A 16,625-nucleotide genomic window follows, 5' to 3' on the forward strand; every position below is an offset into this window, starting at 1 on the left:
GCATCCAAAGTTACAAAATAGTGACACGTCTTCTGCTCTCCGTTACCTTCCTTATAGGCTTTTTCTACAGCAGCTTAGTTAGAGCAGATTCACCACCTTCACAACTACCAGGCCAGCAGCTTGCTTATTTTATTGGATATCATTCTGGCGGCTATTATGAACCACCTCCATATTATTATCATCGTCATCAAAGGAATCTGTTCTGGACCCCCTGGAGATATGTAGGGCATGGCTGTCGTAGAAGCTGTCTTATTGACCGCTGGAGTGGTCGTGTTATTCGTTGTAGAAGAATGTGCCGATAATAAAACGGTTTTTGATAAAATCCAGGTGTTCAAACCACGTCATTCCGAGCATAGCGAGGTATCTCCAGCAGTAGGACAATATTACGATAGTGAGACTCTTCGCTACACTCGTGATCACGTGGGTTATTAGGCAAAATAATCGACTAATCCCTTAAGTCTTTCTTTACTTCTTAAGGGGGTTATTCCAACTTCCTCTTCAAATGGTTGAGTTAGTTGCTCTTGGTCTCTATTATTTTGCTGAGAAAACTGACGAGGATTGGCTTCAGAATCAATTTGCACCTCAGATAAATTTAAACCTTGCTCAGCCATCATCGCCTGTAATCTCGGTAATGATTGATCAACAATGTCTCGAATATGATCATTATGGGTGATTATATTTACAGTAGCTGAATCATTTACCACCTTAATATTAATTTCTAGCGGTCCTAAATCTTCAGGATGTATTTTAATTACAGCACTCTTAATTTCTTGTTGACCAAGCCAAATAATATGCTCGGAAAATTGTTTTGCCCATTCAGGTTTATCTATTTCCATGGGTATCGTTAATGATTGAGGTGCCCGCTCTAAAATGGCTACCCTGTTTTCTATTTCCCTTGGTACATCAACTCGTACTTCATTTGTTAATGTAGGAACAATGGGTTGGAATTCCGTCCCAACAGGATTTTCACTTGTCGGTGTCGATATGGGAAGAGATGATGTTTCTTCCTTTTCTTTGATTAGTGGTTGAAATGAAAGGAATTCTTCCATCTTTTTTAGTTCTACTGGGTTTTCTAAATAGTTGAATTCAGATTCTAACGGTAAATTTGATGCCATTAACTCCATATTTTTAAGATGAGTTAGCGGAATACTTGGAGCATCTATTCTGTCTTTAACTGGTTCTACAGACTGTACTATTGTATTTTTAAAATAGAGATCAAAGTCGGCATTTAAAATCTGATCGATATCATTAAGGGGATTATCCTTAACTTCGGCCAAACTGGGTTGTTGTTCTTGGAAATTTTTATCATGTATCTCTTGTTGTTTTATCTCTTCGGACAAAACATTTTTTCTAAAACCCATTTCATCATGTAGTGTTTGATTTTCTATAACTTGTACTAACCCAGGTGAAGTTTTTTCATCATCTTGCTCTGTAAGTGATGCGCTATTTAACAAATCAATTGGATTATCTTTCTGCTCTGCATTGCTCTGATTTATTTCAATTTCCTGCCGATAATAGTGAGAATTAATCCAGGAAACAGCAACATTATTTTCCATTTCACTTAGTGCTTGCTCTTCACTTTTATCTTCGGAAAGCTCTTCAGATTCTGAATGAATTGTTTCTGATGGAGGCAGCTGAAGTTCTTCTGGAGTTGAAGGATTTTCCTGATAATTCGATATCTTTTCTACAACATGTGTCAATAATAAAATAAAAGCATTCGGATTGTTGAAATCGATGGTTGGCAGAGGATTTTGAGTATCATTTTGATATGTTCCTACTGATGCTGCCAATATTTCGCCAGTTATGGCAGTTTCACATGACTCATCGTTAGAGAAAAAGTCAGCAACGCCAGGTAGATTCGATAGTACATTATTCAAGTCGGTCATTCTAACTCTCTCCATAATTTTGATTATTGGAAAGCAATATTCGTACCAATTGAGAACTTAAAATGGAATTATCAAAATTTTGTAAAAAAATATTTCTTGAGTGTAAATTAATCTAAAAGGTCTATTTTAGTCCAAGTCAATAATGTTAATCTACGCCCAATAAAATTTAAAGGACAATTAACATGTTTTCGAAGTCATTTTATTCTAAAAAATATACGCATCAATCAGTTATGATGGAAATTAAAGAGGCGAAAGACTTATTGAAGGACAAAGAAGAAACCGATAAATCTGCTTTTTTTATCCTGCTACAGGTTCGAATGGATGATTTTGAGAAGGCCCTGAAGGAAACTTCTGATTCTTATGAACAACAAAGAATCATTGATCAATACCACCGTTTTGCTAAAACGGTACTCGATTGCCTCTCCAAACCGAAAGAAACGCCTGGTCATTTAAGAATTTACTTCGACTCTAGAAATTATTACCCCGTAGGTGTTACTGAGGTAACTAAAGAGCCTATTCGGCATCACATATCACTCGCTGTGACTATTTTAGGTGCTGCGCTGATCATAGCATCCATTGCCACACTTTTTGTGAATCCCCTGTTTACAGCTATCTTGCTCCCTATCGGTATTAGCCTGTTAGCTCCTGGATTATTTTCTTTATTAAATCCAAACTCTCTAGACCCATCAAGCAAACAAGAGGTAGAGAAACAAATTTTTGAAGCGGGAGCTCGATTAATTGATCCAAAGTTTGATGAGGATCAACAATATACCACCCCGTTGAGCACTATGGCGTTATAAAAAGTTCAGGCCTAATTTCATCAGATCTCATGGAATTTTCTTAAAATTGAGCTATCATTCAGTTTTTGATTTCAGGAGCTCCTTAAATGAAAGTAGGTCGTGACAGCTTATCAACAAAATCTCAATTGCATGTAGATGGAAAAACATATCATTATTACAGCCTTAAAGAAGTCGAACAAAAAAACTTCAAGGGAATAAGTCGACTTCCCTATTCGCTTAAAGTCCTTCTTGAAAATTTATTACGTTTTGAGGACGATAACACAGTAACAACTAAAGATATTAAAGCGATCGCAGACTGGCTAAACAATAAAACTTCCCAACACGAGATTGCCTTTAGACCTGCGCGTGTATTGATGCAGGATTTTACAGGAGTTCCAGCGGTAGTTGATTTAGCAGCAATGCGCAATGCAATCGCTCAAATGGGTGGAAACCCTGATAAAATCGCTCCTTTATCACCTGTTGATTTAGTGATTGATCACTCAGTGATGGTTGACAAATTTGGAAGCACCGATGCGTTGACAGTGAATACCGAAATTGAGATGAAGCGAAATAACGAACGCTATGAATTTTTACGCTGGGGTCAAAAAGCTTTTGATAATTTTCAAGTCGTGCCACCTGGAACAGGTATTTGTCACCAAGTCAATCTTGAGTACTTGGGAAAAACCGTATGGAGCAGTAGCGACAACGGTACTTTATATGCCTATCCAGATACTCTAGTTGGCACAGACTCTCATACAACGATGATTAATGGTCTAGGTGTACTGGGATGGGGAGTTGGTGGTATTGAGGCAGAAGCAGCGATGTTGGGTCAACCTGTCTCCATGTTGATTCCTGAAGTGATTGGCTTCAAATTGCATGGCAAGATGAAAGAAGGCATTACCGCAACTGACCTGGTACTTACTGTAACCCAGATGCTTAGGAAAAAAGGCGTTGTAGGTAAATTTGTTGAATTTTATGGCCCCGGTTTGAGCGATTTACCGCTTGCTGATCGCGCCACAATCTCTAATATGGCACCTGAATATGGGGCTACCTGTGGATTTTTCCCTGTCGACAAAGAAACAATACGCTATCTTGAACTAACTGGACGTGATAAACACACCGTTGCCTTGGTTGAAGCTTATGCTAAAGCGCAAGGAATGTGGTATGAAAAAGATAGTGAAGATCCTATATTCACTGACACTTTAGAACTTGATTTAAGTACCATTGTACCCTCATTAGCTGGTCCTAAACGCCCTCAAGATAAAGTCACTCTAAGCACTTTACCTATTGAGTTTAATACGTTCCTCAAAGAAGCAGGAAAAGAACAAGAAAAAGATTCTTCATTTGCAGTTAAAAATCATGATTTTAAAATGAAACACGGACATGTAGTTATTGCTGCGATAACCAGTTGCACGAACACATCGAATCCGAGCGTCCTTATGGCTGCAGGCTTATTGGCAAAAAAAGCAATTGAAAAAGGGTTACAGCGCAAGCCTTGGGTAAAATCTTCTTTAGCCCCTGGTTCAAAAGTAGTAACAGATTATCTCAAACAAGCCGGGTTACAATCTTATTTAGATCAATTAGGGTTTAATTTGGTGGGCTACGGTTGTACTACATGTATTGGTAATTCTGGCCCGCTGCCTGATGCAATTTCTCACAGCGTTAGTGATAATGATCTCGTTGTTTCTGCTGTTTTATCAGGAAACCGTAATTTTGAAGGACGTGTACATCCTCAAGTTAGAGCAAACTGGTTGGCTTCACCTCCGCTAGTAGTTGCTTATGCGCTTTGCGGCACCACGACCATTGATTTAAGCAAAGATCCCATAGGTAAAGACAATAAGGGCAATGATGTATATTTGAAGGATATTTGGCCTTCTAACGCCGAAATTGCAGCTGAAGTATCTAAAGTAACGGGGGGAATGTTCCGCAAAGAATATGCAGAAGTATTCCTTGGTGATGAACACTGGCAAGCGATTAAAACAGGCAGTGGAAAAACTTATGAATGGGACGCTCATTCAACCTACATTCAGCATCCACCGTTTTTTGATAACTTAAAAATAAAGCCTGAGCCGATTAAGCCGATTAAACAAGCGTATATTCTTGCTTTATTTGGTGACTCGATTACCACGGATCACATCTCTCCAGCAGGTTCTATTAAGGCGAACTCTCCTGCAGGCCTTTATTTAAAATCCAAAGGAGTTGATGAAAAAGAATTTAACTCTTATGGCTCTCGCCGCGGGAACCATGAAGTGATGATGCGAGGCACTTTTGCTAATATCCGTATCCGTAATGAAATGACTCCAGGCCAAGAAGGCGGTATCACACATTATATTCCTTCAGGTGAGGTAATGCCCATTTATGATGCAGCAATGCTTTATCAAAAGGAACATCATGATCTTGTGGTCATTGCAGGTAAAGAATACGGTACCGGATCTTCAAGAGACTGGGCGGCAAAAGGAACCAATTTACTTGGCGTCAAAGCAGTGATTACTGAAAGTTTTGAACGCATTCACCGTTCCAATTTAATTGGCATGGGGGTCTTACCATTACAGTTTTGTGATGGGATGACGCGTAAGACATTGGAGTTAAAGGGAGATGAGCGCATTAGTATTGATGTATCCGATTCTTTAAAACCTGGCTCCATGGTTCCAGTCACCATTGAACGAACCAATGGTCAAGTCGAACAAATAAAAGCATTATGCCGAATCGATACTGCAGACGAATTAGAATATTATAAAAATGGTGGTATTCTGCAATACGTTCTCAGAAATCTGTGTGCTTGAGATGATCATGATATATTCTCAGTTGGGTCTCTGGCCCAACTGCTGCATTTGCAAATTATTTCGATATACTCATCGTTTGTTTGAGTTAAAATCCAATCCTATTTTTTTATTTAAATTTGATAAATGACAATAGCACTGGCATCCAAAGTTATTGGCGGTTTGGTTAGACCGCATTTGTTAAGGATTAATCATGAATCAACCTAAAAAGGTTCTTAGCGTTTTTTCTTTGGTAATGATCAACGTCATTGCTGTGGATAGCTTACGAACTTTGCCTATTAGTGCCAAACTCGGCCTTACACTAGTCTCTTATTATGTTGTTGCCGCATTTGCCTTTTTTATTCCTGTCTCTTTAGTGGCAGCTGAATTAGCCACCACCTATCCTGAAACAGGAGGAATTTACGTATGGGTTCGAGAAGCATTCGGCAAACGCGCAGCGTTTATTACGATTTGGCTTCAATGGATATATAATGTCGTTTGGTACCCAACCATACTTGCTTTTATCGCAGCCACCCTATCCTACTTAATTGCCCCCGAATTGGGAAATAACAAGTATTATTTGTTAGGCACAGTACTTGTTCTGTTTTGGTTGTTCACAATACTGAATTGTTTTGGAATGAAAATATCAAGCATAGTGAGCACTATTGGCGCAACAATAGGAACTATATTTCCGATGCTTTTTATTATTTTCTTGGCAATTCTTTGGGCAGTTCAAGGAAAACCTATGGTTGTGGGCTATCCCACCGCATGGTTACCTGACTTCAGTTCTTTGGGTAATTTATCATTATTTGCCGTGGTTTTATTTGGTCTACTTGGTATGGAGATGTCAGCCGTTCATGCTGAAGAAGTAAAAAATCCCCAACGCGATTATCCAAAAGCACTTTTTTATTCAACTATTTTAGTCATTTCTACCCTTTCCCTGGGCTCAATAGCCATTATGGTTGTAGTCCCTAATGAAAGTTTAAGTGTTGTATCTGGACTTATTGATGCTTATGCAGTTTTTTTTAATTCCTATAACATGCCCTGGATGACCTCAATTATTGCTATTTTAATTATTTTAGGTGGCCTCAGTGGCGTTTCAGCATGGATTATTGGCCCCACAAAAGGGTTAATGGTTTCAGCGCGTGACGGCTCTTTACCTGTTCAATTCGCCCATACCAATAAATATGGCGCGCCGACAACTATTCTCTTTGCACAAGCTGTTATTTTTACCATTTTAAGTACTGCTTTTATTTTGTTGGATTCAATTAATGCAGCATACTGGATGTTAAGTGATCTGTGTGCTCAAATGGCTTTATTAGTATATGTCTTTATGTTTGCTGCAGCCATTAAATTAAGGTACAGCAAACCCAACCTACATCGTGGTTACACTGTCCCAGGTGGTAATGCATTCATGTGGTTATTATGTATTATGGGGATTCTCTGTTGCCTTACAGCAATAGTTATTGGTTTTGTACCTCCGACACAAATACCTGTTGGCAATGTATACATATTTGAATCATTTTTAATCGGTGGGTTAATTTTATTCGTATTAATTCCTTGGTTTCTTGCTAAAAAGCATTAGAGTATTTTAATTAAACATTTGTTTTAACAAGCACTTCGCATACCCCTCATCCTAACCTTCTCCCCAAAGGGCGAGGGGATGAATAATAAATCTACAGCCCCCCTCTCCCGCTTACTGGAAAGGGCTAGTATGAGAGTATTAAAAATTTTTTCATGAGCATGAAGGGTTACACACTAACCCAAGGCTGCAATTATTGATTATTATGCAAAGAAATCAATAACCGCTTGGTTCCACTGTTTCGGTTGCTCCAAATTAGATAAATGACCTGTATTCGGCAAAATAATTAATTGACTATTTTGGGCAAGTGAATGCATATCGATACTTTGTTGGGGTGGAATTACTTGATCCATTTCGCCTGTAATAATTAAAATAGGCAACGTTGTCGTTGCGAGTAGGGATGAGGTGGAGTTACGGAGTGCCATCCCGCGCAAAGCAGATGCTGCAGCTGTTGATTTTTGCAAGCTTAATATATGATAAAGGTAGGTTTTTATTTCCAGCGAAACGTTAGAAGAAAGTGCTTTTACCATAAATCCATCGATCCATTTATCCATTCCATTTTCAAGAACCTCAAGAGCAGCTTTTTCACGAGCCGCTTTTGTTTCTGGGCTATCTGCCTCAGATTGGGTATTGGCAAGTACCAATCCCAATACTCGATTTGGATATTTATCTAAAAAGGCCAGAGCTATGTATCCCCCCATGGATTCCCCACCAATGATCGCTTTATCAATTTTTAAGTAATCTAATAATTCTTGTATTTCATGAGCATATTCTGACATAGGAATTGCATGTCCATCGACACTCGATGATTGGCCAAATCCCCATAGATCCAATGTAATTACGCGAAAATTCGCTTTAAGCCCCTCTTGTTGAGCCTGCCATATTCGTTGATCGGTGGGAAATGCATGAATTAATACAAGTGGCTTTCCCACTCCCACGTCATTATAAGAAATAAAATGATTTGTATCAGGAAAAGCTATGGTTGTTGCGAACAAAGTATTATTCAAAATAAAAAAAATAGAAATTAAAATAAAGCGGGATACAAAGAACAGCTTGTTCATTAATTACTCCCTTAATCATCATGTTGTCACTTCATGTTACATGATAAATATAAAAGTTACTTTAAAAGAGTGATTAACCCCTCTTTTAAAGTAACATCCTTTATTCGCACATCGCTTAATCAGGCAAGGACATCAAACTTGCATTTCCTCCAGCTGCAGTGGTATCCACAGTATAAGTTCGCTCATGACAAAGTCGGACTAAATAGTTAGGTCCACCTGCTTTAGGACCTGTTCCTGAAAGTCCCTCACCACCAAAAGGTTGTAAACCGACAACTGCCCCTATCATATTTCGGTTTACATAACAGTTCCCTGCATGAACATTCTGTCTGATGTATTCAACGGTCTCATTAATACGGCTATGGATACCAAGAGTTAAACCATAACCGGTTGCATTAATTTGTTTAATCACTTGATCCAGGTCTTTGCGCTTAAATTGAATCACATGCAACACTGGGCCGAAAACTTCTCTTTCTAGTGCATTGATATGATCAATAGCAATAGCAGTTGGTGGCATAAAATATCCTGATTCATGTGACTCATCCAATGGGCATTGGTAAATTATTTCAAAACGTTTTTTCATATTTTCCACATGACTTTTTAAGGTGGACAATGCCGTTTTGTCTATAACAGGTCCTATATCAGTAGCGAGCCAGCGAGGATCTCCTACGACCAACTCCGCCATGGCCCCTTTTAAAAGCGCTATAGTTCTTGGGTAAACCTCCTCCTGAACAAATAACACCCTCAATGCAGAACATCTTTGACCCGCACTACCAAACGCTGAATTGATTGCATCAACAACAACTTGCTCTAGTAAAGCAGACGAATCAACGATCATTGCATTTTGACCACCCGTTTCAGCAATCAATGGAATAATTTCTCCGCCTCGTGTCGATAAGGTTTGATTAATCAGATTGGCAGTATCAGTTGAACCTGTAAATAACACTGCTTTAATTCGTTTATCAGCGACCAATGCAGCGCCAATAGTCTCGCCTGGGCCAGGGAGTAATTGTACAGCACCGATAGGAATTCCTGCTTGATGCATTAATTTAATAGTATATGCAGCAATCAATGGAGTTTGTTCTGCAGGTTTTGCAATAGCGCAGTTTCCTGTTACTAAAGCAGCAGCAATCTGCCCTGTAAAAATCGCTAATGGGAAATTCCACGGACTAATACAAAGTACTATGCCGCGTGGATGCAAACTCAACTCGTTTAATTCGCCTGTATACCCCGATAAACGCAAAGGAGCTGATAGGATTTGCTGTGCTTGCGTGGCATAGTAGCGGCAAAAATCAATGGCCTCGCGCACTTCAGCAATACAGTCACTCATTGTTTTACCCGCTTCCAGACAGGCTATAGTCATCAATTCGGCCTGGTTTTCCTGCAATAAATCAGCAAATCGATTGAGACATGCAGCTCGTTCTTTAACGGGCATAGCGGACCAAGCTGGAAAGGTCTGCTCTGCTTTTGCTAGAGCCTGATCTACATCCCCAAGTGATGCATTTTGGACCGTTCCAACAAGGTTTTCTATTTGTTGTGGGGATTCAATTCGTTGCTTTTCACCTATTAGCGTGGTGCTGCCTGCGATAATGGGTTCTGAAGTCCATTGCTGCAGCTTGAGTTGTGCCATTTTTTGTTGCAAAAGTGCGCGCTCGGTTCGATCGGTAAAATCAAAACCTTTAGAGTTTTTTCTATTGGGTTGAAACACATCATCAGGCAAGGGAATATTTTGATTCATTTTATGCAATAATGACTTGGCTTTTTCAACAGGGTCCTCAACCAAAGTACTTATAGGCGCGTTGTCATCAACGATTCGGTTTACGAATGAAGAATTTGCTCCATTTTCTAATAATCTACGCACCAAATAAGGAAGTAAATCCTCATGACTACCTACAGGTGCATAAATACGACAAGGAATACCATAACACTCAGCCGGCACGATTTGTTGATACAGTTCATTGCCCATTCCATGCAAACACTGAAACTCAAAATCTCGATAATCGCCAGTAATATTTAAAATCATCGCTACAGAATAAGCATTATGTGTCGCAAATTGCGGATAAATGGCATCCGTCATAGTTAATATTTTTTTTGCACAAGCCTGAAAAGAAACATCAGTAAAAACTTTACGTGTAAAAACAGGGTATTCATTTAAGCCCTGCATTTGCGTTTTCTTAATTTCGCTATCCCAATAGGCGCCTTTAATCAAGCGCACCATAATTCGACGTTGTTTTCTTCTTGCTAGAGCGGCTACCCAATCAAGTACATAAAACGCTCGTTTTTGATAAGACTGGACTGCCAATCCAAAGCCATTCCATCCATCTAAACTGGAGTCATTAAAAACACGCTCCATGACATCAAGTGATAACTCCAAACGCTCAGATTCTTCCGCATCAACAGTTAGAGCGATATCATAATTTTTTGCCAAACGAGCAAGAGCCAACAGTTTAGGTGGCAGCTCATCCATAACTCGCTCATGTTGGCTCTCATTATAACGTGGATGTAATGCAGAAAGTTTTATAGAGATCCCTGCCCGTTTATAAACATTTGAATCTTTATCAGCCTGCCTGCCTATTGCTTCAATTGCTTCTTTATATGCTTCAAAATAACGTGATGCATCAATCGAAGTAAGCGCTGCTTCACCTAGCATGTCATAAGAATAACGATATCCTTGAGCTTCTTTCTTTTTAGCTCGGTTTAATGCTTCATCTATGGTACGTCCCATAACAAATTGTTTACTCATAATCCGCATTGCTTTATCGACGGCTTTTCTAACAACCGCCTCACTACTGCGATTAACGAGTTTCATTAACGATTTAGATAATGTTGTTTGGGCCTTTTCTGGGGTCAGTATTTTTCCTGTAAGCATCAGAGCCCATGTTGTGGCATTTACAAAAAATGAATCACTTTGACCTATATGGGATTTCCAATCACCACCAGATAATTTATCTTTAATTAAATTATCAATTGTAGCGCTGTCAGGAACACGCAGTAATGCTTCGGCCAAACACATGAGGGCAATCCCTTCATCACTGGATAAGGCATATTCAGTTAGAAATGAATCAATCCCCGTACTTTTTTTTCTATCGGTTCGCACTGACTCAACCAGTTTTGTTGCACTATTTTTAATATCAATTAATTGCTGTTGCCCTAAGGTTGCTTTCTCACAAAGTTCAGTTATCAATGATAACTCATCAACACGATAGGCATAATTAATAGCAGCTCGTATTCCTTCAGGTAATTTTATGATCTGCTTTTCCAGCATAGCATTCTCCGAAATCAAATAGATAACTACTCTCTTTATTCCCCGGCCTCCGTTCAGGATCATTAAGCCAATGCTGGGTTAAAAAGAGTGCAAAAAGTATCAGCCAAGTATAATTTAGTGCCATATAAAATGGAATGCACTCACTATTATTTTGCTGTAGAATACAGTCTATATCCGCTGTAAGCGCAGTAATTATACCTGGTTTTTAGCAAAATATCTGCATTTAATTTAGCAAAATAGAGCTAATTTTACACTGTTTGCACAATATTTGCAGATACAAATAGACCAAATATTAATCTATTTGGTAATCATTCATGCAATACCATTTTGGTGGGCTATCGTAAGCCTCTGAATTGATTCATATTTTTTCTTAATGAGCAAAGAAAGACCTTTAAATTTTACAATTACATGAATTGTTAATATAATCACCATTTTTCTGAAGAACCATAAAGGCAATTTACAAGAAGAAAGGAGAAGTATGAATACCCTATTGACTCTAATCTCAACCGTAATTTTAACCAGCAATATAACATCCAGTGCGCCTTCATTTGCAGCAAGATCTGAACCAGACATCAATACTAAATTACAGCATTTGAGTAGTAAGGCACCGAAATTAAATAGAAACGTGTTAAAGCTTGCATTAACTGCATATAGAAATGCGAGTAAAAAAGGAGCTGTCAAAAAACCTGTGCTTACAGTAATTGATTACTCTTTACCCTCAAACAAGCAACGTATGTGGGTATTTGATCTCAATAGAGAGCGTCTTCTATATAACACTTATGTTGCACACGGCAAAAATTCAGGTGTGAATAAAGCAAGTCATTTTTCGAATATTCCCTCAAGCAAACAATCGAGTTTGGGTACGTATATTACTAAAGATACCTACATCGGTCATAAAGGATACTCACTCAATCTGCAAGGTTTAGATAAAGGCTTTAATGATAATGCATTAAGTCGACGTGTAGTAATACATGGTGCATGGTATGTAGAACCTGATTTTATAAAACGTGCAGGTCGAGCTGGGCTATCTTGGGGTTGCCCCGCTATTGCTCAAACTTTAGCAAAACCCGTAATTAATACCATTAAGAATGGTTCCGTAATTTTTGCTTATTTTCCTGATAAAAGATTTTTATCTAAATCAGGTTATTTAGTGGCATAAAAATAAAAAAGCCAGGGTCCCCCCTGGCTTTTCGCAGTCATCCGTATAAGAACTTCCCGTTCTTATTATCATCCATGATTAACCATATCCTTATGGTTACAATTCCATTTGTCTGACTTATATCCATACAAGTCATGATTAAAATGTAGCAATAGAAAAAAAGAAGTTCAAGATTGATTTACACCCCTTTCTTGATTTGAGTTGGGTAACCCGTTCTATAATTTTTATCGATTTATGTTTAAAAACAATGACTTAATCATATAGCCCAGAATTTATACATAAAAAAAAGGCTGTTATCTTCAGTCCATTTGAGAAATATCTTACAAGAAATCGAGCAAAAAAACTGAGCATATATTTTTGAATTAAGTATCGATCATTTGAAATAACTAGGGGTAATCACTATGTTTGCATGCAAGTGCTTGATTATGTCAAAAGATGTGGTAGTTTATTCTGCATCTTGATAACGTTTTAGAGCAATACAATGGACAAACAAAAGCTAACTACAGGTAAAAAAGATAAGCTACACGTTATAGATTGGCTTATTGAACACTTTCCAAATGCTTTTTTTAAAAAAGGAAATCAGATTAAACCCCTCAAAATTGGGATATTTGATGACATCATCGATTTCTATGAGCGCCTTGATTCCCCGCCATTCAGTAAAAAATCGTTGCGTGAAGCCTTAAGCTACTATAGTGCTTCTCCAGCCTATCTAAATTGTCAAAAAGAAAACTCTGCACGAATTGATATTTACGGTAATGAGGTCGATGTGGTAACCCAAGAACAAGCTAAATATGCTCATCAACGATATTTAGAGCGCTACAGTAAGAATAAAAACTCGGAAGCATAAATTAATTTATAACAGTGAAGTCGAGTTTAAATCTCGACTTCATGATCTCTTGTCTTACACTCTCTTTTTTAGAGCAGGTTGCGACATTTATTGTAAAGCCATCAAATAGTTAACTCTAATGTCCGATCCTAATGAGGCTTTCCTTAAAAAAGGGTTGTAATCCATTCCTTTGAGCTCAATTAAGTTAAAACCCCACGGTCGAGCCATGGCTAGTAACTCACTTGGCTTAATAAATTTTTTATAATCATGTGTTTGTTTAGGTAATAGATTTAATATATATTCTGCAGCAATAATTGCTGTAGCATAAGCCTTAATAGTTCTACTAATTGTTGATACAAATAAAAAACCTTGTGGTTTAAGAAGTCGTTTGCAATGCTCAAAAACCAATTCAGGGTTTTCTACGTGCTCTAACATTTCCATACAGGTAATTACATCAAATCGCTGTTCGTCATACTCTTCCACTGAAGTGGATAGATAATTAATCTTCAGATGATTATTTTTTGCATGTTCTTGAGCGACCACAATTGCCTCAGATGCCGCATCAATCCCCGTGACATGAGCCCCAGCGCTTGCCATGGCCTCACACAAAATACCTCCACCACACCCTACATCCAAAACAGTTAAATCACTCAAAGTAACATGCTGCTTTATAAAATCAAGCCGCGTTTGATTTATGTCATGCAGGGTTTTCAAAGGTCCCTCAGTATCCCACCATAAATTGGCATGCTGAGCAAATTTATTAATTTCTTTAAGATTAACCGTTGATTCAGTATGACTCATATTGTAATAAATCCAGAGGTTTAAAAAAATCGATAACCGATTGATTGGTAATAAAACTTACATTATAAGGATGTTCTGCGCTAAGTCCTATAGGTAATTTACTTTGTGCCGCAGTTTCTGCAATTTTACCTAACAAAATCAGTTGGATGGAGGGCTTAATTAAGGCTAATTGACTAAAAAGGCTTTGTATGAAAGGTTTCCATTGTCGTGCATGATAAGGAACCTTACCTTCGCTATAAACTAAAGAAGCATTGAGTAACAAAATACCCTTCTTCATCATTCCCTCAAACAATTGCTGTGCTGTTTGTGCCAATAATTTTTTATCCAATAGTGCAATATTGGCTTGTGACGTATTGGAATCTAATTCACCGCGCGCTACAAGTAGCATTTTAATCAAGTTACGCAAAGAAGTGGCTCGATTAACCGCTTTACTTAACCCATTCATACTCCATAAGCTCCCAACCGTATTATCCCAAAAAGCATATCCATTCGCTGAATCTTCGCGTGGATAGGGAGATTCACCTAATAAAATATATCGAGTCTTAGCGAGTGGCAAACTAAACGCCGCAAATAACCGCTCCTTACCTGGCAACCATTTTTCATCATGTATTAACTGGTGCAAATAGTTCGAGTCCATAGTTTCTAGGGCTTTAAGAACAATGTCCTTCCAGTCAGAATGGCAATTAGTCAGTAAAAATTGCATTTCTACTTTTATGTTCGGTGAAGATAATTCTAACGACACTTCCACTCTGCCTCCTTAAATGAGCGTCTACATACAGATATAAACGATTTTCTATATATTCAGGGTGATTATAGCAATATGACGTTATCGTAACTGCTCTAACTGTTTTCTTCAATTGATACCCAAAATAATAACCCACATCATTAGGCAACCCATCGAAGAAAATAACTGCTGCACCTCCTAAATTTTTTTATACAGCGGAACACATAATTCCAGAAATCGCGTTGATTTTTGGGCAAATCAGCGCAAGCGAGTCATCTACTGCATATTGTTTTAAATAACTCCAAAATATCGAATTTTTACTTGCTTATTTAGGTTTTTGTGGTTAAAAATAGAATTTACAGGGAGATTCTTAAACACAGGGAGTGTGGTGTATGTCTACTAACGAACAAGAACTTGATACATTAATTAAAAGAGATACTAATCTTTCTAATGCGAATAAAGTAATTATTGAAAAAGCTTTGGCACAGATGAGTTTTTCTGATGCAGCAAAACAATTATTATTAGATCCAAAATCTCCTCCAGCTGATTTAGATAGTTTACAAAGCATTGCTTTAACCCAAGAGCACCTGGCACAAGTCAAAAAAAGCCTAGGCGTAATAGTTGACACGTTACAAGCTAATCCAAGTCTTATATCTCGTGCGGCGGCTTTATGGGGTGAGCTGCCTTTATGGCAAAGAATTCTCGGTGGGGTTGCTCTATCAGGTCCAACCCTCATTATTGGAGCGGCCGCACATATAGGTTTTCTGGTCACGATTAGTGGCGTCAGTGCTTTAGCTTACACCACAAGTGGTATTGTGCTCGATGACCATCATTACCATACCAAAAATATTACTCAAAAATTGAAAGAAGGAATTTTTGGTGTTGCAGAAATTCTTGAATTAACTATTGGCGCATTAGATTGCATTCGTAAAAAACTTGCCGCTGAAATCGATAAATTTAAGGCGGAGAATGAGAAGCTCGCCCAAAATATTACGCGTTTGAATGAGGAAGTTGAGACTTTGAGTGCTCAGGTAGAGGTTTATGTTGAAACGGAAAAATTACTCCGTAAAACAAAGGAAAAACTTGAAGAAACAAACTCCGCCTTAAAGCAAGATCTTCAAAAACAAAATGAACAATTTCAAGCCAATCAAAAAGAGCTTTTAAAAGCTCGAGATGAACATTCAAAATGTCTATTGCTCTTATCCCAGAAAACTTCCGAATTATCAGAGGTGAGGCAATCTATGGGGGCTGAACTGGAAAAAGCAAAAAAAATTGCCACCTCCTTGGAAGGAACAGTGAAAGTATTATCCTCTGCAGCAATCAGCGACACCAGTCAACGACAAGCTTTTCAAGAAAAACTCAATAATTTTTTAACCGATAAAGCGGCTAATTTTGATCAAGTAGCTGAACGAATGAATAAAGCCGAATCTGAGCTTTCTCTGGTTAAATCGGAATTAAAAGCAAGTACAGAGCGTTTTAATAAATTATTAGAGCTTCAAGAAAAGCAGCTGCTACGCTTACAAGGACTTGATCGACGAGTTGATGCGAGCATTCATCCCGAACAACATGCAACTCAAAGTGACGAACAAGTAAAATACGAGGGATTATTGAGTAAATTAGGCCTTATGGCTTTGCCCCAAATATGGCCATTAACCAACTCGACACAACCTGCCAAACAAAACTCTCCCATCAATCCTGTACCTTAAACGAAATCCTAAAGTGATCAAATCCTCCGGGTTGTATTATTCGGAGGATTTGATCTATTTTTTTCTTTGGTTATACCAAC

General features: G+C 38.2%; 12 protein-coding genes. 7 read left to right on the forward strand and 5 right to left on the reverse strand.

Going from position 1 to position 16,625, the window contains the following annotated elements:
* Positions 1-228 precede the first annotated feature (228 nt).
* Positions 229-432: a hypothetical protein gene (locus tag EL022_RS16095; protein WP_028380500.1), complete on the forward strand. Its 204-nt coding sequence runs from the start codon at positions 229-231 to the stop codon at positions 430-432.
* On the opposite strand, the gene EL022_RS11155 is transcribed toward EL022_RS16095, so the two are convergent.
* Positions 429-1,886: a flagellar hook-length control protein FliK gene (locus EL022_RS11155; RefSeq protein ID WP_028380499.1), complete on the reverse strand. Its 1,458-nt coding sequence runs from the start codon at positions 1,884-1,886 to the stop codon at positions 429-431. The genes EL022_RS16095 and EL022_RS11155 overlap by 4 nt on opposite strands.
* Positions 1,887-2,068: 182 nt before the next feature.
* On the opposite strand from EL022_RS11155, the gene EL022_RS11160 reads away from it, so the two are divergent.
* From EL022_RS11160 to EL022_RS11170, 3 genes are all read left to right on the forward strand, one after another.
* Positions 2,069-2,686 (forward strand): lpg1689 family Dot/Icm T4SS effector, encoded by a 618-nt coding sequence (locus EL022_RS11160; RefSeq protein ID WP_035900457.1) that lies wholly within the window; start codon positions 2,069-2,071, stop codon positions 2,684-2,686.
* Positions 2,687-2,772: 86 nt separating this feature from the next.
* Positions 2,773-5,448 (forward strand): aconitate hydratase AcnA, encoded by a 2,676-nt coding sequence (acnA, locus tag EL022_RS11165; protein WP_028380497.1) that lies wholly within the window; start codon positions 2,773-2,775, stop codon positions 5,446-5,448.
* 190 nt (positions 5,449-5,638) lie between these two features.
* Entirely contained in the window at positions 5,639-7,009 is a 1,371-nt protein-coding gene (locus EL022_RS11170; protein ID WP_028380496.1) for an APC family permease, read from the forward strand.
* Positions 7,010-7,209: 200 nt separating this feature from the next.
* Here the strand turns inward: EL022_RS11170 and EL022_RS11175 are convergent, their stop codons facing one another.
* A complete protein-coding gene (locus EL022_RS11175) occupies positions 7,210-8,067 on the reverse strand; it encodes an alpha/beta fold hydrolase (RefSeq protein WP_028380495.1) in 858 nt (285 codons plus the stop codon).
* A gap of 115 nt (positions 8,068-8,182) precedes the next feature.
* Positions 8,183-11,329 (reverse strand): bifunctional proline dehydrogenase/L-glutamate gamma-semialdehyde dehydrogenase PutA, encoded by a 3,147-nt coding sequence (gene putA, locus EL022_RS11180; RefSeq protein ID WP_028380494.1) that lies wholly within the window; start codon positions 11,327-11,329, stop codon positions 8,183-8,185.
* A gap of 478 nt (positions 11,330-11,807) precedes the next feature.
* On the opposite strand from putA, the gene EL022_RS11185 reads away from it, so the two are divergent.
* Together EL022_RS11185 and EL022_RS11190 are read left to right on the forward strand one after the other, a co-directional pair.
* Positions 11,808-12,488 carry a murein L,D-transpeptidase catalytic domain family protein gene (locus EL022_RS11185; protein WP_028380493.1) on the forward strand — a complete coding sequence of 227 codons (681 nt, stop codon included), beginning with the start codon at positions 11,808-11,810 and terminating at the stop codon, positions 12,486-12,488.
* 481 nt (positions 12,489-12,969) lie between these two features.
* Complete coding sequence (locus EL022_RS11190) at positions 12,970-13,335, forward strand: ProQ/FINO family protein (protein WP_028380492.1); 366 nt, start codon at positions 12,970-12,972, stop codon at positions 13,333-13,335.
* 87 nt (positions 13,336-13,422) lie between these two features.
* On the opposite strand, the gene ubiG is transcribed toward EL022_RS11190, so the two are convergent.
* Both ubiG and EL022_RS11200 read right to left on the reverse strand, forming a co-directional pair.
* Positions 13,423-14,115: a bifunctional 2-polyprenyl-6-hydroxyphenol methylase/3-demethylubiquinol 3-O-methyltransferase UbiG gene (ubiG, locus tag EL022_RS11195; RefSeq protein ID WP_028380491.1), complete on the reverse strand. Its 693-nt coding sequence runs from the start codon at positions 14,113-14,115 to the stop codon at positions 13,423-13,425.
* The gene (locus EL022_RS11200) at positions 14,102-14,818 is read right to left on the reverse strand and encodes a uracil-DNA glycosylase family protein (protein WP_197718085.1); all 717 of its coding nucleotides are present in this window, start codon (positions 14,816-14,818) and stop codon (positions 14,102-14,104) included. Before EL022_RS11200 ends, ubiG begins: the two co-directional genes overlap by 14 nt.
* Positions 14,819-15,231: 413 nt before the next feature.
* Between EL022_RS11200 and EL022_RS11205 the strand changes: the two genes are divergently transcribed.
* Entirely contained in the window at positions 15,232-16,545 is a 1,314-nt protein-coding gene (locus tag EL022_RS11205; protein ID WP_028380489.1) for a LegC2/C7 family Dot/Icm T4SS effector, read from the forward strand.
* The last annotated feature ends 80 nt before the right edge of the window (positions 16,546-16,625 follow it).

The organism is Legionella cherrii, from assembly GCF_900635815.1.
Taxonomy (GTDB): Bacteria; Pseudomonadota; Gammaproteobacteria; order Legionellales; family Legionellaceae; genus Legionella; species Legionella cherrii.